The following is an 18024-nucleotide window of genomic DNA, read 5'->3' on the forward strand; positions in this document are numbered from 1 at the left end:
GGGTGATATGAGGAAACTCGCAACGACGATGTACGCTTCCCCACATTCGTGGGCGGGCAGTTAGCCGCGTTGGCACTGGGGGCAGTAGAAGCTGGAGCGCCCGCCCACCACCATCCGTTCGATGGGGGTCCCGCAACGGGCGCACGGTGCGCCCGCTTGCCCGTATGCGTTTAACGAGCGCGAGAAGTACCCCGAGGCGCCGTTGACGTTGACGTAGAGGGAATCGAAACTGGTGCCGCCCTGCTCGAGGGCGCGTGCCATCACGTCCCGCGCGTGGTCCAACAGCGCGATGGTGTCGCGTTGGCGCAGCGAGCGGGCGCTTTTCGACGGCCTCACGCCCGCCGCCCACATCGCCTCATCGGCATAAATCGACCCGATCCCGCTCACCACCTCTTGGTTGAGCAACACCGTCTTAATCGCCGAGCGCTTCGTGCGAATCAGGCGCGCCGTTGCGACCGCGTCAAAGTCGTCCTCGAACGGGTCCGGGGCGATGTGCGCGACTGGTTCGGGCACATCGCCGGAATACGGGGCGTACTGCCACAGCCCGAAGGTGCGCTGGTCCACGAAGTCCAGCTCGAGCGGTTCCCCTGCCCTTGCGCTATCGCGGCCGGAACCGCCAAGCAGGGCCCGAATGCGCAGGTGCGGGCTGTCAACGCTGCCCGGAGCGCCGACGAGCATCTGCCCGCTCATGCGGAGGTGGATGACAAGGGCGTCGGCGCAATCCAGCGTGAGCCACATGAACTTGCCGCGCCGCCCGGTGCCGGTAATGGTTGTTCCGGGCAGGACAGCTGCGAGGTCGTGGGTGTTCCCGCGGACCGCGCGGGGGTGCAGCACCTCGACCGCGGTGAACGTGCGGCCGACCACGTGGCGATCGAGCCCGCGGCGGACCACCTCCACCTCTGGCAGTTCGGGCACTTAGTGCTCCTTGGCGGTGCCCGCCACGGCCCCGGGGTGGTCGCGGAGGAACCGGACCGCGTTGCGCGCCGCTTCTTGCTCCGCCAGCTTCTTGCTCGGGCCGACACCGCGGCCACGGGACTCCTCGCCGACGAAGACGTCGGAAGTAAAGGTCTTGTCGTGGTCGGGGCCCACCGAGGTGGCGCGGTACTCCGCCAACGGGGCCTTCAGCTCTGCGAGGCGCTCCTGCAGTTCGGTCTTCCAGTCCTTGTGCTTGCCGGAGACGGTGGCGTGCTGCAGCTTGTCGTCGAACAACCGGAGCACGACGTCCCGTGCCGCGGTGAAGCCGTGCTGCCGGTAGATTGCGCCAAACAGGGCCTCGGTCGTATCGGCCAAGATCGAGTCCTTCTTCCGGCCGCCCGTGGCCTCTTCGCCTTTGCCCAACAGGATGTGCGGGCCCAGGTCAATCTCGCGGGCGATGTCCGCCAGCCCGTAGCGCGACACGATGGCCGCACGCATCGGAGACAGATCGGACTCCGGCCGTGACGGATAGAGCTCGAACAGTTTCGTGGCCACCGACAGCCCCAGCACGGCGTCGCCGAGGAACTCAAGGCGCTCGTTGTTTGGGAGGTGACCGTGCTCGTTGGCAAAGGAGCGGTGCGTCAGGGCGAGGCGCAGGTAATCGTCGTCAAGCTGCACGCCGATGCGCTCGAGCAGCGGCGAGTGGTCCACTGCGGCGAAGGCTTGCGCAAGGGCTTCCTCGCCGGAGAGTTTGTGTTTGCGGGAACGGCTCACAGGAACTTCTCCAAACCGGCCCAACGCGGGTCGACCAGGTTGTTTTCCTCCCCTGACACGCCGTCCGGGTCGGGGACCTCGGTGTCGCCGTCGCACTCTGGCTCGCAAACCGGGTTGAACGGTAGGGTCAGGCCCGCCTCGTCCACAAACGCCTGCTCAAGGTCAACCGTTTCGTCCTCAATCCGGCGGATCTCATCGCCCGAGCCCTGGTCCTCCTCGGCCTCAGCATCGCCGACGATGAAGCCGTCGTCGCCTTCAAACACCTGCGAGATCTGCAGTGTCTTCGTGGGCGTCAGCGTCTTCAAGCAGCGGACGCACTCGCCCTTGAACTGAGCGGTCAGGCTGGCGTCCACGAGCACGCCCGAGCCGAGCGGGGTGATGGTCGCATCCACTTCCACTTCCTGGCCCTCCGGGAGGGCAATCATCTCCGGCCCCACCCTCGACGGGCTCGGGCCGGACAGGTGGACGGTGACTGGCATTCCGTCGCCGTGGAGTGCGTCGGCGACATCAACAATGAAAGGATTCTTAGCCATAACAGCCAGTATCCTACTCACGGTTTCCGCGGTCAGCTCGCTGGCTCCGGCCGCTGCGCGGGTAGCCGCGAGGCTCGTAATGGTCCGTCCTCACGTCTCCCCTGCTGTCACCGCGGTCGCGCGACGTACCGGCCGCACCGGCACCGCGGCGCAGCGCGGAACGGTCCGAGGACACAGTGCGCAGGACGGAGGACAGCGACTCCTCGAACTCCGCCAGCTTGGAGTCCACGTAGTCGTCGCACTCGCCGCGCAGTCGGGACGACTCGGAGTGCGCCTGTTCGACCAAGCGGTGCGCCTCCTCGTCGGCGCGGCGCATGACCTCGGACTCGGAGATGAGGTGCTCCTGCTGCGCAAGGCCCTCGTCGATGGAGCGCTGGTACTGCTGCTTCCCGTCCTCAACGAGGCGCTCGGCCTCGGTGTGGGCGCTGTCGAGCGCGTAGTCCGCTTCCTCCTGAGCGCGCGAGGTGATGCTCTCCGCGTCCTGCTCGGCACGGGCGACCAGCGAGGTGGCCTGCGCCTGCGCGTCGCTCAACATGGATTCGGACTGGGACTGTGCGTCCCCGAGGATGTGGTCTGCCTCCGCCTTCGCGTCGCCCACGAGCTGGTCCGCGCGGTTTTCGGCACCAATAAGGATCTCGTCCTGCTTATCCAGGACGTCCTGCGCATCATCGATCTCCTTGGGGAGGGACTCCCGGATGTCGTCGAGAAGCGTGAGCATCTCGTTGCGCGGAACCATGCAGTTGGCGGTCATTGGCACGCCGTATGCACCCTCAACAGTCTTGACAAGCTCGTCCAGTGCTTCAAATACGCGATACATAGCTCAATAGCCTACTGGAATCCGCCCCGCGCGAAGCGAAGGCGGAACCAGTGTCCAACAACAACTACAACGACTGCGGCGGTTAGATGACGCCCTGCGCCAGCATCGCGTCTGCGACCTTCTTAAAGCCCGCGATGTTCGCGCCGATGACGTAGTCGCCAGCGTGGTCGTACTCCTCCGCGGTGTTCGCCGTGACGTTGAAGATGCCAGACATGATCTGGTGCAGGCGGCCGTCGGTGTAGTCGAAGGTCCAGGAGTCACGCGACGCGTTCTGCTGCATCTCCAGCGCCGAGGTCGCCACGCCGCCGGCGTTGGCGGCCTTGCCCGGGCCGAAGGAGAGCTTCTTTGCGCGGAAGACCTCCACTGCCTCTGCGGTGGACGGCATGTTTGCGCCCTCCGCTACGTACTTCACGCCGTTGGAGATGAGCTTCTTCGCGTGCTCACCGTCCAGCTCGTTCTGGGTGGCGCACGGCAGGGCGACATCCGCCTTGAGGTCCCAGATGGAGCCGTCCTCGTGGTAGGTCGCGCCCTCCGTCTCCTTTGCGTAGTCACTGATGCGTGCGCGGCGGACCTCCTTGACGTCACGCAGCAGCTCAACGTCGACGCCGTTCGGGGTCTCGACCCAGCCGGAGGAGTCGGACATGCCGACGACCGTGGCGCCGAGCTCCTGCGCCTTCTGCGCTGCATAGATGGCCACGTTGCCGGAACCGGAGACGATGACCTTCGCGCCGTCGAGGGACTCGCCCTTTGCCTTCATCATCTCCTGCGTGAAGTACACGCAGCCGTAACCGGTTGCCTCGGTGCGGACGAGGGAGCCGCCCCAGGTCAGACCCTTCCCTGTCAGGACACCAGACTCGTGCTGGTTTGCCAGGCGGCGGTATTGGCCGAAGAGGAATCCGATCTCGCGGCCGCCCACGCCAATGTCGCCGGCGGGGACGTCGCGGTACTCGCCGATGTGGCGCCACAGCTCAGTCATAAAGGACTGGCAGAAGCGCATGACCTCGCCCTCGGACTTGCCCTTCGGGTCGAAGTCGGAGCCGCCCTTGCCGCCGCCGATGGGAAGGCCGGTCAGAGAGTTCTTGAAGATCTGCTCGAAGCCAAGGAACTTGATGATGCCCAGGTTCACGGACGGGTGGAAGCGCAGGCCGCCCTTGTAGGGGCCAAGCGCCGAGTTGAACTGGACGCGGAAGCCGCGGTTGACGCGGATCTCGTTATTGTCATCCATCCAGGGGACGCGGAAGATGATCTGGCGCTCCGGCTCGCACAGACGCTCAATGAGCCCGTAGTCCGCGTAGTGCGGGTCCTTGCCCAGGACGATCTTCAGGGAGTCGAGCACTTCGGCGACGGCCTGGTGGAATTCCGGCTCACCGGCGTTGCGCTGGAGCAGCTTGTCGTAGTAGCCAGCGACCTCTTGTTCGATCGAGCTCATGAGCTTTCCTTTCAATACCTGTTAGGCAGTAGGTTTCAGGATCGCGGTTCAGCCTACAGTAGGTTTCGGTCTCGCGATAGAAAACTGCCGAATTTTCATTCTTGGCAGCCAGCTACAATGCCCTCAACATCCCAGCACGCACGGAAAAAGGGGAAATTATGAGCTTGATCACAAATGACGTCGACGGTGTTGAAGCGCCCTCCGCGCGCATCGTTATTGCACCAGACTCGTTCAAGGGCACCGCCACTGCGGAACAAGCCGCACAGTGGCTCGGCGAAGGCGTCCGCAGCGTCATCCGCGACGCCGACATCACCCTCGCCCCCATGGCAGACGGCGGCGAGGGCACCTCCTCCCTGTTCACTGGTGAGCGCATCACCCTCCCCACCACGGACGCCGCCGGGCGTCTCACCGAGGCGACCTACACCTACGACGCGACCACCGAGACCGCCTACATCGACGTCGCCGCCGCCTCCGGCCTCCCCGCCGTCGCCGACCACCCCGTACCGCTCACCGGCGACACCTACGGCACCGGCGTGCTCATCGCGGATGCGGAAACGCGCGGCGCGAAGCGTATCGTCCTGGGCCTCGGCGGCACCGCCACGATAGACGGCGGCACCGGTATCCTCGTCGCGCTCGGTGCGAACCCCATCGACCAGGCCGGCTACCAGCTCAAGCCGGGCGGTGGCGCCCTCACGCAGCTCGCCGACCTGGACACCGCCAAAGTCAATGTCCCCGCCGGTGCGCTCGAGTGGCTGTTGCTTACCGACGTCACCTCGCCGGCCACCGGCCCCTCCGGTGCAGCCGCAGTGTTCGGCCCGCAGAAGGGCGCGTCTGCCGAGGACGTCGAACTTCTCGACGCGGGCCTGACCCGCCTGTGCGAAGTGGCCGGGATCGACCCCGCCACGCCGGGGATGGGCGCCGCGGGCGGCCTGGGCATCGGCATCACGTGGCTTTCCACGCTGCTGCACGGCGACGCCAGCCACGTCCACATCACGCCCGGCGCGCGAGCCGTCGCCGACGCGAACGGCGTAGCGGACCTGATCGGAGCTGCCTCCCTTGTGATCACCGGAGAGGGCCGCTTCGACTCGCAGACCGCGAGCGGCAAGGTCGTCGGCGCGATCTGTGAGATGGCTCGCGAGGCAGGAGCAGGCTCCCCCACCGTCGCAGTGGCGGCGGGAAGCTTTGAGGGCGAGCCCGACGGGGGCGTGCTGGCTGTGCAGCTGGAGGATATTGCCGATATCCGCGAGCAGCTCGTCCGCGCGGGCGCGCAGATCGCGGTCGCGTACCTCAACGACGGCGCTACTGGCGCCGAGTAGCCGAGGCATCAGCGAGGGGGCGGCGAAGGGTCAGCGCAGGATCGTGACCATCCACGGGAAGAGCGCGGGCACCTCGAAGCGGTCCTGCTGCTCAAGCGCGACCGGGTCGCGCGGCAGGTCCGCCTTCGGGGTAAGGATGCGCGAGAGGCCCATGGCCAGGCGGTTGTAGCTGTCCACGCCCTCGGCGCTGATGAGGTACCGGTGCACCTCGGCCCCGTCGGCGGCGGGGTCGGTGCCGCGCTCTTCTTCGTAGGCGCGCGTGAAAACGGCGAGCACGGGGGCGTCGAGAAGCACTGGGCCCTGGGCCTCGAGCGAGGCGGCGCTGAGCTTGCCGCGACGAACGAGAATGTCCAGCGCGCGCTGGAACGCATCGCCGATTTCGCCAGCGTGGGCGGACGGGACAAGGACATCGAACTGGATGTGAGGCATGCGACAAGCCTAACCAAGGGGTTACGCTGGGTCGCATGAGCTTTCCGCTGCCCTTGCACCGCGACGCACTGTCCACCATGGCCGACGGGACGATCAAGCAGGTCAACCCGTTTTCCGGTACTCAAGTGTGGACCGTGCCGGGGCGCGGGAACCGGCCGCTATCCACACCCGCGGCCGACCCGAAGCCGCTCTCCGGGGACGACTTCACCCACGCGTGCAACTTCTGCGAGGCGAAGCAACTGGCCACGCCACCGGAGAAGTCCCGGATGGTGCGCAACGGCGAGGAGTGGCGCATCCTGCGTAACCAAATGCCGCACGAGCTGGAGCAAACACGTGCCGAATTCAGGCGCGTACCCAACCTCTTCGAAATCGTCTCCTACCAGTACTGGAAGGAGAACTACGGCTACGAGATCACCGAGGCCCAGCGCTCGCGTATGGATGGCTACCTGGCAGACCACGAGGGCCGCGAGCACATCTACAACATTGTCCGCACGCGGCTGAAGGCCTCCGGGCACCAGGGCGAGCCGGACGAGGCGACACTCATGTCATACGTGCCCGCGTATTTTGCGGGCGGGCATGACGTGATCATCGGGCGCAGGCACTACGTTGACGGCGCGGAGAATGACTCACAGCTCGCTGGCTCGGGCACGCTCACGCCGGAGGAACACTTCGGCTTCATCACCTTCACCATCGACGCGCTCGCGGACCTGCTCGACCAGAACCGCTACGCGCCGTACGTGGTGGTGTTTCAAAACTGGCTTGCCCCCGCGGGCGCGTCGTTCAATCACCTGCACAAGCAGCTGGTGGCTATCGACGAGCGCGGGGTCCAAGCCGAGCTGGAGATCAGCAAGTTGCGCCAGAACGTGAACATGTACAACGAGTGGGGCGCGAACTACGCCAGCTACCACAACCTCGTCATCGCGGAGAACGAGCACGCCATTGTGCTCGTCGGCATCGGGCACCGCTACCCCACCGTGAGCGTCTACTCCAAGTCCCCGACTTGCGAGCCGTGGAAGCAGACCCCGGACGAGGTCCGCGGCATGTCCAACCTGCTGCACGCGGTCCACGCAGCGACGGGACCGGAGGTGTCGACGAACGAGGAGTGGCACTACAAGCCGGTGGACCTGGACCTGCCTATGCCGTGGCGGATCAACATCAAGTGGCGTATCTCCACGCTCGCGGGGTTCGAGGGCGGTACGAAGATCTACGTCAACACGCTCTCCCCGTTTGATATTCGCGACCGTGTGGTGACCAACATGTACCGGCTGCGCGAGGAAGGCGCGATCGACCCGGGCATCCGGATTGCGACGGAGTGCGCACCGGCGCGCAACGCGCTGCGCTACAACCCCGCGGTTGGGTGAACGCGGGGCGCACGCGATCGCTCGAGCGCCGCGCAAGGTGGTAAACAGGTAAATACACCCAAACCATCGAGCGTGTGGGTTGACCACACGGAGGAGCAACCTTGAGCGACACGAGCAATATCGCGTCCATAATTGAATCCTACGAGATCGATCCGGCCTGGCAGCGCAGGCTCTACGAGCTGCTGCACGCCAACCCGGAACTCTCGCTGCAGGAGGAGGAAACGCACCAACGCCTCCTGTTGGAACTGAGCTTCCTTGACTGCGAGGTCATCGCGCCGATTGGCAAGTACGGCATCTGCGCTATCTTCCGCAACGGCGAGGGCAGCACGGTCTTGCACCGTGCGGACTTCGACGGCCTGCCCGTGACCGAGCAGACCGGCGTCCCCTACGCGTCGCACAAGCGCGTCACCACGAAGGACGGCGAAGTAGTAGGGACCATGCACGCCTGCGGCCACGACATTCATACCGCCGCACTGATGGGCATGTGCCACTTCCTGGACAACACGCGCGACAAGTGGTCGGGCACGTTTATCGCCCTGTTCCAGCCTGGTGAGGAGATCGGCGCAGGCGCAGAAGCGATGGTGGACGATGGATTGGTGGACCGTATCCCCTTCCCCGAAGTCTGCTTCGGCCAGCACGTCATGCCCGGGCGCGCGGGGCAGGTCATGTCCAAGTCCGGCCCCCAGTTTGCTGCCTGCGACTCCATCCGCATCCGCATCCCCGGCCGCAGCGCGCACGGCTCGATGCCGCACAACTCCATCGACCCCACATACACTGCCGCGATGATCATCTCTCGCATGCAGGCACTGGTGGGCCGCGAGGTGGATCCGAACGACTTCGCCGTGGTCACCGTGGCCAGCATGCACGCGGGAACGACCAACAACATTATCCCGGGCCACGCGGAACTGGTGTTGAACTGCCGCTTCTACAGCGAGCGCACCAAGGCCCGCATCTACGCCTCGATCGAGCGCGTCGTCCACGCCGAGGTGCTCGCCTCCGGCTCCACCGAGGCGCCCACGATCGAGTACTTCGCGCACGGCGAGCTGATGAGCAACGACGCGGTGGTGTACAACAAGGTCCGCGCCACGTTTAATGATGTCTTTGGCACCGATTCCGTCAACGCCGCGCGCAAGACCGTTTCCGAGGACTTCCCGGTGCTGCCGCAGGCCTTCGGCGTGCCGTACTTCTTCTGGCTCATCGGCTGCACCCCGCGCGAGCAGTGGGACAAGGCCGTCGCGGCGGACCGCGTGGAACAAGACGTACCGGTCAACCACATGTCCACGTTCCTCCCCGAATACGAGCCAACGATCAAGGCGGCAACCAACGCCGGTTTGGCCGCGGTGCTGACCTATCTGGCCACTGATGCGCCCGCGAAGAGCCGGTAGGCTCGGGCAACGTAAACTCATTTTGCAAAATTCCTGGAAGGCAGAGCATGAATAACCCCGCACACGCCCCGTCGCTCGAGGCCGCGCTCGGCGGCCACGTCCGCGCGTTTTCCGGTAGCACGCCGGAAAACGCCACGAACAAGAAGTTCTGGACCGGCTTGTCCTCCGCCGTGATGGAGCAGCTGGCGGACAACTGGAATGCCACCCGTTCCAAGTACGCCGCGGGCCGCCAGGCCGCATACTTTTCCGCCGAGTTCCTGCAGGGCCGCGCACTGCTCAACAACCTGACCAACCTGGGTCTGGTCGACGAGGCACAGCGCGTGGCGCGTGAGTACGGCCACGAGCTGTCGGACGTGCTCGAGGCTGAGCACGACGCGGCACTGGGCAACGGCGGCCTTGGCCGCCTCGCCGCCTGCTTCCTCGACTCTGCAGTCACCCAGGACTACCCGCTGACCGGCTACGGCCTGCTCTACCGCTACGGTCTGTTCCGCCAGGAGTTCGTCGACGGGTTCCAGAAGGAGCACCCGGACGCTTGGAAGGAGTCCTTCTACCCGTTCATCGTGCGACGCGGCTCGGAGCAGCGCATCATCAAGTTTGATGACATGCACGTGCGCGCCATCCCGTTCGACATGCCGATCACCGGATACGGCACCGACAACGTGGGCACCCTGCGTCTGTGGGACGCGTCGCCGATGCACGAGTTCGACTACGACGCCTTCAACCACCAGCGTTTCACCGACGCGATCATGGAGCGCGAAGCGGTCCACGACATCACCCGCGTGCTCTACCCCAACGACTCCAGCTACGCGGGCAAGGTGCTGCGCGTGCGTCAGCAGTACTTCTTCGTCTCCGCGTCCCTGCAGGAGCTGGTAGACAACTACGTCGAGCACCACGGCGAGGACCTCAGCGAGTTCCACAAGTACAACTCCATCCAGCTCAATGACACCCACCCGGTCCTAGGCATCCCCGAGCTGATGCGCTTGCTTATGGACGAGCACGGCATGGGCTGGGAGGACGCCTGGGAGGTCACCTCCAACACCTTCGCCTACACCAACCACACCGTGCTGCAGGAAGCGCTGGAGACCTGGGAAGAGTCCATCTTCAAGCAGCTGTTCTGGCGCATCTGGGAAATCGTGCAGGAGATTGACCGTCGCTACCGCATCGACATGGAACAGCGCGGCATCGGCCCGGAGGAAGCGCACCACTACTCCCCCGTGCACGACGGTTCCATCCACATGGCCTGGATCGCCTGCTACGCGTCGTATTCCGTCAACGGCGTGGCCGCGCTGCACACCGAGATTCTCAAGCGTGACACGCTCGCCTACTGGTACGGCATGAACCCGGAGCAGTTCAACAACAAGACCAACGGTGTGACCCCGCGCCGCTGGCTGCGCATGTGCAACCCGCGCCTGTCCGCGCTGCTGGACCGCCTTGCGGGCAGCGACGCCTGGGTGACCGACCTGTCCAAGCTGCAGGAACTGAGCCGCTACGCCGACGACCCGGCCGTGCTCAAGGAGCTGCGCGAGATCAAGGCCGACAACAAGCGCGACTTCGCCGAGTGGATCGCGGAGCGCCAGGGCGCGGAGATCGACCCGGACTCCGTCTTTGATACCCAGATCAAGCGCCTCCACGAGTACAAGCGCCAGCTGATGAACGCGCTGTACATCCTGGACCTGTACTTCCGCATCACGCAGGACGGCGAGCGTGACATCCCGAAGCGCACCTTCATCTTCGGCGCCAAGGCGGCTCCGGGCTACACCATGGCCAAGGGCATTATCAAGCTCATCAACACCATTGCCGAGCTGGTGAACAATGACCCGGAGGCCTCGAAGTACATCACGGTCGTGTTCGTGGAGAACTACAACGTCTCCCCCGCCGAGCACATCATCCCGGCGACCGACGTGTCCGAGCAGATTTCCACGGCCGGCAAGGAGGCCTCGGGCACCTCGAACATGAAGTTCATGATGAATGGCGCGCTGACCCTGGGCACCATGGACGGCGCCAACGTGGAGATTGCCGAGGCAGTGGGCGAGGAGAACGCCTACATCTTCGGCGCCCGCGAGGAGCAGCTTCCCGAGCTGAAGCGCAACTACGACCCGAAGCAGGTCGCTGCCGACACCCCGGGGTTGATGCGCGTGCTCGATGCGCTTGTCGACGGCACCCTGGACGACAACGGCAGCGGAGCCTTCCACGACATTCGCACCTCCCTGCTCGACGGCTTCGGCTTCGACGACCCGGACGTCTACTACACGCTCGGCGACTTCGCGGACTACCGCGACACCCGCGACCGCATGGCCGCCGAGTACTACGCAAACCCGGATCACTGGGCGAAGATGTGCTGGATCAACATCTGCGCGTCCGGCCGCTTCTCCTCCGACCGCACCATCCGCGACTACGCGGAGGAAGTCTGGAAGATCGAGCCGACCCCGGTCAACGCGGAGCACAACGCGTCCACCGCAAACTAGGAGGCGTACACCCCAGCGGTAAGATCATCCGCACCATGATCTTGCTGCTGGACAACCGCGATTCCTACACCTACAACCTCGCCCACCTCGTGGCGAAGGTGGCCGGCAGCGAACCCCTGGTGGTCCGCTGCGACGCCCCAGAGGCACCGGAACTCCCCGCGCGCATCCGCGCCGGGGAGTTCTCCCATATCATCATCTCCCCCGGGCCCGGCACCCCGGAGAGCGACGAGGATTTCGGGGCCTCCCGGCGCGCCATCGAGGCCGCAGCGGAGGCCAAACTTCCGCTGCTCGGGGTGTGCCTCGGACACCAGGGACTCGGGCTCCTCGCCGGTGCACCGATCCACCGCGCCGCACCGCAGCACGGCATGCTGTCCACCCTCACCCATTCCGGCGAGGGCATCTTCGCGGGCCTCCCGCAGGGCATGCACGTGGTGCGCTACCACTCGCTGTGCGTCGTTGATCCCGCAGCCAGCAACCCGCGTTTGAAAGTCCACGCCCGCGCCGAGGACGGCACGGTCCAAGCGCTCAAGGTCGCGGGCCTGAATCACTGGGGTGTGCAATTCCACCCCGAGTCGATCCTCACCGAGCACGGCGAGGCGCTCATGCGTAACTTCCTCGGCCTGCCCGGTCCGTGGCGCGTAGCGCACACACGGCTCGAGGGCGCGCTCGACACCGAGGCGCTCTTCCGCGCGCTGCGCTCCACCCTGCCCGCGACGGAGGCGTTTTGGCTCGACTCCGCTACCGGCGACGGCACCACCATCATGGGCACTTCGGCCGGGAGTCTCGCTGCGGTGTTTGACGGTGCGGGGAGCGTCGATAAGCTTTCTGCCCAGCTGCAACGCGGGGCAGTCGGGCCCATCCCTGGCGGGCTCGTGGGCTACTGCGCCTACGCGCGCACACCCGGCGCGGGCTGGTGGCTGCGCCCGCACGCGTTTGTGGTCTACCACCACGACGGCGCCGTGGTGGAGTGCTGCGTGCTCGTCGACGAGCACGAGACACCCGAGACCGAACGCTTGATGCAGCAGCTTATCCACGCCGTCCGCACCGCCCAAGCGACCGCTACCCCGCGCCCGCACGAGGCGTGGCCAATCGATCTTGGGACCGGTGCGTGGCGGATGGACAAAGACACGTACCTCGGGTGCATCGGGGACATCAAGGAGGCGCTCGCACGCGGCGACTCTTACGAGGTCTGCCTCACCGACACGTGGGAAACCACAATCACCGGGAGCGGTCTCGACGCGTACTGCCGGCTGCGCCGCGCCAACCCCGCGCCGTACGCTGCGTACCTGGACACGGGCACGGAGGAGATCCTCTGTTCCTCTCCCGAGCGGTTCCTCCGCGTCCGCGGGGGCATCGTGTCCTCCAAGCCGATCAAGGGCACGATCGCACGCGAGGAAGACCCGGCATTCCTGCGACAGGACGCGAAGACGCGGGCGGAAAACCTCATGATCGTGGACCTGCTGCGCAACGACCTGTCCCGGGTGTGCGAGCCCGGGTCGGTCGAGGTACCCAGCCTGATGGCCGTGGAGACGTACGCGACGGTCCACCAGTTGGTCTCTACGGTGACGGGGCGGCTGCGCCCCGGCGTCACCGCGGCGGAGCTATTGCGGGCCACGTTCCCCGGGGGATCGATGACGGGCGCGCCGAAGGAGCGCACCCTAGAGATCATCGACAGCCTGGAGGCCGGCGAGCGCGGCATCTATTCCGGCACGATCGGGTACTTTGCGTTCGACGGGACGGCGGACCTGAACATTGTGATCCGCACCGCGGTCAAGCGTGGCGAGCAGCTCACTGTGGGCGCCGGAGGGGCAATCGTCTGGGATTCTGATCCCGTGGCAGAGTGGGATGAAAAGCAGTTGAAGGCCGATGCAGTAGTGGAGGCGTTGCAGTGTCCGAAAAGTTCGCGGAGTTCCCGTTAACGGAATACGTCTGGGAGGACGGTTTCCGCCCTCGCCGCTGGCAACCCGGCTCCTACGTGGACAGGTACACCGTCGCTGATTCGTGGCGCCATTCTCGTGGCCGTACGAACCGCCTTGACCTCCACCTCGACCGATTCGAGGAGACCGCGGGACCGCTCCCGGAAGGGTTCGTGGAGGAGATGGTCGCCATGGCCTCCGAGGGCGAGCTGTTCCCCCGCATCGCCTTGTACAAGGGTGAACTCATTTTGCAGCTCCGGTTCGCGCCGCTGCCCCGCGACACCACGAGTCTCACCTACGCAGCCGCGCCGGACCCGCGGAAGCACCCGCTAGTGAAGGGCCCCGACTTCATCCCGCTTCGCTTGCACCGGCGCGAGTACATGGATACACAAACCGATGACATCGCTATCACCGACAGCTCCGGCGCGATGGTTGAAGCGTCAAACGGCGCACTCGTCGCGTGGGACGGTGAAACGCTTGTCACCCCAGAGGGTGTCTACCTCCCCAGCATCACGCTGCGGCAGGTGACGGAGCGCGCCCGCTGGTTGGGCGTTCCCGTGCGGAGGGAGGCGCTCACCGTGGAGTCGTGCTGCGACCGCCCGCTGTGGTACCTCAATTCACTCCACGGGATTAGCCCGGTGAGCGAGATCCGGACAGCGCAGGGCACGATCATCCCGCCCGCGCACGCGGCGACTGAGCAATGGCGGGAGTGGTGGTGGTCCGGCTTTACGCCCGCGACCGCAGTGCTTCACCGGTAGGCGTATCCAGGCCTGCGAGCTTAGCGGGCGTTGCATCCGCGACGATTTGGCCGCCCTCGGCACCTGCGCCCGGCCCCATCTCCACGATGCGGTCCGCCTGGGCCATCATCGACAGATCGTGCTCGACCACCACGACGGTCTGCCCGGCGTCAACCAGCTTGTGCAGCTCCGCGTTGAGCAGTGCGATGTCGGCCGGGTGCAGGCCGGTAGTCGGCTCGTCCAGGATGTAAACCGTGTGGCCGCGGCGCGAGATGCGGGAGCGCTGCAGCTCGGTGGCGAGCTTAATGCGCTGGGCCTCGCCGCCGGAGAGCTCCGGCGCGCCCTGCCCCAGCCGCAAGTATCCAAGGCCGACGGCCTGGAGCGTTTCCACCGCGCGCAGGATCTTCGGCTCGTCGGCGAAGACCGTGGCGGCGTCGTCGACAGTCAGCTCCAGCACCTCTGCGATCGTGCGGCCCTCCCACTGGACCTCGAGCGTCTCGTCGTTGTAGCGGGCACCGCCGCAGTCCGGGCAGGTGGTGTACGAACCCGGCAAGAACACGAGCTCCACCTCGATCTTGCCAGCGCCGCCGCAGGTCGGGCACTGGCCTTGCTTCACGTTGTAGGAGAAGCGGGAGACGGTCCACTTGCGGTGCTTCGCCTCGTCGGTGGAGGCGTAGAGCTTGCGCACGTTGTCGAAGAGGCCGGTGTAGGTGGCCAGCGTGGAGCGCGGCGTGCGTCCGATCGGCTTCTGCGTAATCTGCACGACGCGGCTCACGCGCTCGAGGCCTTCCGCATTGTCGACGGACCACCCGCGCTCCTCGGCAGGGCTGTCCTCGTCGGTCACCATCGTCGCGTTGCGGCGCAGCAGCCCCGCGAGCACGGTGCTGATCAGCGTGGATTTGCCGGATCCGGAGACGCCAGCCACCGCGGTGAACTGGCCAAGGTGCAAGGTGAAGTCCAACGCGTCGATGCTGCGGGCGCGAACACCGGAGAGCACGAGGTCGCCGGCAGGCTCGGTCGGCTCCACCTTCAGCTCAAGTGTCCTATTGCGCAGGGCGCGCGCGGTGGGGGTGTCAGCGTCGTAGTCCGCAACCGGGCCAGAGTAGACCACGTCGCCGCCGCGCTGGCCGGCGAGCGGGCCGACGTCTACAAGCCAGTCGGCCTGCGCGACCAGGTCCATGTCGTGCTCGACCAGGAGGACGGAGTTGCCGGCGTCGATGAAGCGACGGCAGATGTCCAGCACCGCTCCCCGCTCGGCCGGGTGGAGGCCGGCGGACGGCTCGTCGAGCACGTACGCCACGCCGAACAGGCCGGAGCGCAGTTGCGCCGCCAGGCGGATACGCTGCAGCTCGCCGCCGGAAAGCGTTTGCGCCGGTCGGTCCAAGCTGAGGTGACCCAGCCCGAGCTCCAGGGCGGAGGTCAGCGAGGGCAGAATCTGCTTGAGCAGGAGCGCCTCTGCGGAGCTGGGGTCCTCCGGGTGCTGCTGCGCCAACAGCTCGTGGGCGCGGTCGAGCGGGAGGGCGCCGAGCTCGTCGATAGGCAACCCTGCGTAGGTGACCTCGAGGGCGCGCTGGTTCAGTCGGCGGCCGTTGCAGGTTTCGCAAGTCCGCGACTCCATGAAGGACAGGGTGCGCTTGCGCAGCGAGTCGGACTGCGTCTCCGCGAGCGTCTTGCGCAGGTAGCTCGCCACCGAGCGCCAGGTGCCCTCGTAGTTGCGCTGGATCTGGTCCTTGCCGCGCAGGGGTTTGACGGTGACCACCGGGCGCTCGTCCGTAAACAGGATCCACTCGCGGTCCTCCTGTGGCAGGTCCTCCCACGGTGAGTCCAGGTCGTAACCGAGTGCCTGGAGGATGTCGTGGAAGTTCTTGCCCGCCCACGCGCCGGGCCACGCCTTGATCGCGCCGTCCTCAATGGACAGCGACGGGTCTGGGACCATCGTTGCCTCCGTCGGCTCGTGGACCACGCCCGTGCCGTGACAGGTGGGGCACATGCCTTCCGGCGTATTCGGGGAGAAAGAGTCGGAGTACAGGCCGTGCGGGTTGTCGCCCGCGCGGGAGTACAGGAGGCGGATGCTGTTGGACAGCGCGGAGATCGTGCCCACGGTCGAGCGCGTGCCGCCGGAGGTGGTGGACTGCTGCAGTGCGACGGTGGGCGGCAGGCCCTCGACCTGGCTCACTTGGGGGTCCACGGCGGATCCGATGAGGCGGCGCGCGAAGGGTGCGACTGACTCGAGGTAGCGGCGCTGGCCCTCGCCGTGGATGGTGCCGAATGCGAGCGAGGACTTGCCCGACCCGGACACGCCCGTGACGGCCACGAGCTTTCCCCGAGGCATGTCGACGTCGACATTGTTGAGGTTGTGCAGGTGGGCGTCGCGGACAGAGATACTAGACATGCTGCCACCATACGTCCGTCCCCGGAAACGCGACATCGCCCCCGGCTAAACGCACGTTTAGGTGCGTCAGCCGGGGGCGATGCGGCAGCAGTTCGCGCGGAAGTCTTAGCGCGGGCTGCGGGTATCCTCGCCCAGCTGGTGGACGTGGATGGTGTTGGTGTTGCCGGAGATTCCCGGCGGGGTACCAGCGACAACCACCATGGTGTCGCCTTCGTCGTAGCGGTCCATGCCCAGCAGGATCTCGTCGACGACCTCGATCATCTCGTCCGTGGAGTGGACGTCGCGGCAGAGGAAGGTCTCCGCGCCCCAGGACACGGCGAGCTGCGAGCGCACCTGCGGGTGCGGCGTGAACACCAGAATGGGCAGGTCCGGGCGCAGGCGGGCCACGCGGCGGGCGGTGTCGCCGGAGGTGGTGAAGGTGACAATCGCGCGGGCGTGCAGGTTCTGAGCAATGTCCTTGGCCGAGTACGCCACCACGCCGCGCTTGGTGCGCGGGACGTGCTGGAGCTTCGGCACCTCGCCGGTGCCCTCTGCGGAGCGGACGATGCGGCTCATGGTGCGGACCACGTTGTGTGGGTCGACGCCGACGGAGGTCTCGCCGGAGAGCATGACCGCATCCGCGCCGTCCAGCACGGCGTTTGCAACGTCGGAAGCCTCTGCACGGGTCGGGCGGGAGTTCTCAATCATGGAGTCCAGCATCTGGGTTGCCACGATGACCGGCTTCGCGTTCTCGCGGGCGATCTGGACCACGCGCTTCTGCACGGCCGGGACCTCCTCGAGCGGGATCTCCACGCCGAGGTCGCCACGGGCAACCATGACGGCGTCGAATGCGAGGATGATCGACTCAATGGCGTCAACCGCTTCCGGCTTCTCCAGCTTTGCAATCACCGGGACGCGGCGGCCGACCTCGTCCATGATCTCGTGGACCAGGTCGACGTCCGCCGGGGAGCGAACGAAGGACAGGGCGATCATGTCCACGCCCATGTTCAGGGCGAAGCGCAGGTCGGCCTTGTCCTTCTCGCTCAGGGCCGGCACGGAGATGTTCATACCGGGCAGCGACACACCCTTGTTGTTGGACACCGGGCCACCCTCTGTCACGCGGCACACGACGTCGTTGCCGTCGACCTCGACGCACACCAGGCCGACCTTGCCGTCGTCCACAAGCAGGCGGTCGCCCGGCTGCGCGTCGTTGGCCAGGCCCTTGTAGGTGGTAGAGACGCGGTCGTGCGTACCCTGCACATCATCGATCGTGATGCGGACGGTCTCGCCGGTCTCCCAGTAGGTCTTTTCGTCCTTGAAGCGGCCCAGGCGGATCTTCGGGCCCTGCAGGTCGGCCAGGATGCCGACGGCGTGACCGGTCTCGTCGGTCGCCTCGCGGACCCAGTCGTAGTTCTTCTGGTGATCAGGGTAATCACCGTGCGAGAAATTCAGGCGGGCGACGTCCATGCCGTCCTTGACCAGCCCGAGGATGCCCTCCTTGGAAGCCACAGCCGGACCCAGCGTACAAACGATCTTTGTTCTTCTATCCACGATCTCCAACCTATCTGGATGTTGA

At 66.1% G+C, this 18024-nt stretch carries 14 protein-coding genes; 6 read left to right on the top strand and 8 right to left on the bottom strand.

Annotated elements, in window-relative coordinates; genetic code table 11:
- Positions 1-60: 60 nt before the first annotated feature.
- From mutM to gdhA, 5 genes are all read right to left on the bottom strand, one after another.
- The gene (gene mutM, locus CKJ84_RS03090; RefSeq protein WP_095545910.1) at positions 61-915 is read right to left on the bottom strand and encodes a bifunctional DNA-formamidopyrimidine glycosylase/DNA-(apurinic or apyrimidinic site) lyase; all 855 of its coding nucleotides are present in this window, start codon (positions 913-915) and stop codon (positions 61-63) included.
- Positions 916-1689, bottom strand: a complete 774-nt coding sequence (gene rnc, locus CKJ84_RS03095) for a ribonuclease III (protein WP_095545911.1) — start codon at positions 1687-1689, stop codon at positions 916-918.
- Positions 1686-2222, bottom strand: a complete 537-nt coding sequence (locus CKJ84_RS03100; protein ID WP_095534829.1) for a DUF177 domain-containing protein — start codon at positions 2220-2222, stop codon at positions 1686-1688. Before CKJ84_RS03100 ends, rnc begins: the two co-directional genes overlap by 4 nt.
- Before the next feature lie 13 nt (positions 2223-2235).
- Positions 2236-3039: a DivIVA domain-containing protein gene (locus tag CKJ84_RS03105; protein WP_095534830.1), complete on the bottom strand. Its 804-nt coding sequence runs from the start codon at positions 3037-3039 to the stop codon at positions 2236-2238.
- 82 nt (positions 3040-3121) lie between these two features.
- A complete protein-coding gene (gene gdhA, locus CKJ84_RS03110; RefSeq protein WP_095277512.1) occupies positions 3122-4468 on the bottom strand; it encodes an NADP-specific glutamate dehydrogenase in 1347 nt (448 codons plus the stop codon).
- 158 nt (positions 4469-4626) lie between these two features.
- Between gdhA and CKJ84_RS03115 the strand changes: the two genes are divergently transcribed.
- Positions 4627-5784, top strand: coding sequence for a glycerate kinase (locus tag CKJ84_RS03115; RefSeq protein ID WP_095545912.1), 1158 nt, complete (start codon positions 4627-4629; stop codon positions 5782-5784).
- 30 nt (positions 5785-5814) lie between these two features.
- Here CKJ84_RS03115 and CKJ84_RS03120 read toward each other — a convergent pair whose 3' ends face one another.
- Positions 5815-6213, bottom strand: coding sequence for a hypothetical protein (locus CKJ84_RS03120; RefSeq protein ID WP_095536785.1), 399 nt, complete (start codon positions 6211-6213; stop codon positions 5815-5817).
- A gap of 35 nt (positions 6214-6248) precedes the next feature.
- On the opposite strand from CKJ84_RS03120, the gene CKJ84_RS03125 reads away from it, so the two are divergent.
- The 5 genes from CKJ84_RS03125 (at position 6249) to CKJ84_RS03145 (ending at position 14098) form a co-directional block, all read left to right on the top strand.
- Complete coding sequence (locus tag CKJ84_RS03125) at positions 6249-7574, top strand: DUF4921 family protein (RefSeq protein ID WP_186439372.1); 1326 nt, start codon at positions 6249-6251, stop codon at positions 7572-7574.
- Between the two features lie 101 nt (positions 7575-7675).
- On the top strand, positions 7676-8959 hold the full coding sequence (locus tag CKJ84_RS03130) for an amidohydrolase (protein ID WP_095545913.1): 1284 nt from the start codon (positions 7676-7678) through the stop codon (positions 8957-8959).
- Between the two features lie 47 nt (positions 8960-9006).
- Positions 9007-11424 (top strand): glycogen/starch/alpha-glucan phosphorylase, encoded by a 2418-nt coding sequence (locus tag CKJ84_RS03135; RefSeq protein WP_095545914.1) that lies wholly within the window; start codon positions 9007-9009, stop codon positions 11422-11424.
- Positions 11425-11459: 35 nt separating this feature from the next.
- On the top strand, positions 11460-13343 hold the full coding sequence (gene pabB, locus CKJ84_RS03140; RefSeq protein ID WP_095545915.1) for an aminodeoxychorismate synthase component I: 1884 nt from the start codon (positions 11460-11462) through the stop codon (positions 13341-13343).
- Positions 13313-14098, top strand: a complete 786-nt coding sequence (locus CKJ84_RS03145; protein WP_095545916.1) for an aminotransferase class IV — start codon at positions 13313-13315, stop codon at positions 14096-14098. Before pabB ends, CKJ84_RS03145 begins: the two co-directional genes overlap by 31 nt.
- Here the strand turns inward: CKJ84_RS03145 and CKJ84_RS03150 are convergent.
- Positions 14067-16469, bottom strand: a complete 2403-nt coding sequence (locus CKJ84_RS03150) for an excinuclease ABC subunit UvrA (protein WP_095545917.1) — start codon at positions 16467-16469, stop codon at positions 14067-14069. The genes CKJ84_RS03145 and CKJ84_RS03150 overlap by 32 nt on opposite strands.
- A gap of 105 nt (positions 16470-16574) precedes the next feature.
- Positions 16575-17999 (bottom strand): pyruvate kinase, encoded by a 1425-nt coding sequence (gene pyk / locus CKJ84_RS03155; RefSeq protein WP_095534968.1) that lies wholly within the window; start codon positions 17997-17999, stop codon positions 16575-16577.
- Positions 18000-18024: the final 25 nt, after the last annotated feature.

Source organism: Corynebacterium sp. NML 120412 (assembly GCF_002285155.1).
In the GTDB taxonomy this organism is placed as follows: domain Bacteria; phylum Actinomycetota; class Actinomycetes; order Mycobacteriales; family Mycobacteriaceae; genus Corynebacterium; species Corynebacterium gottingense.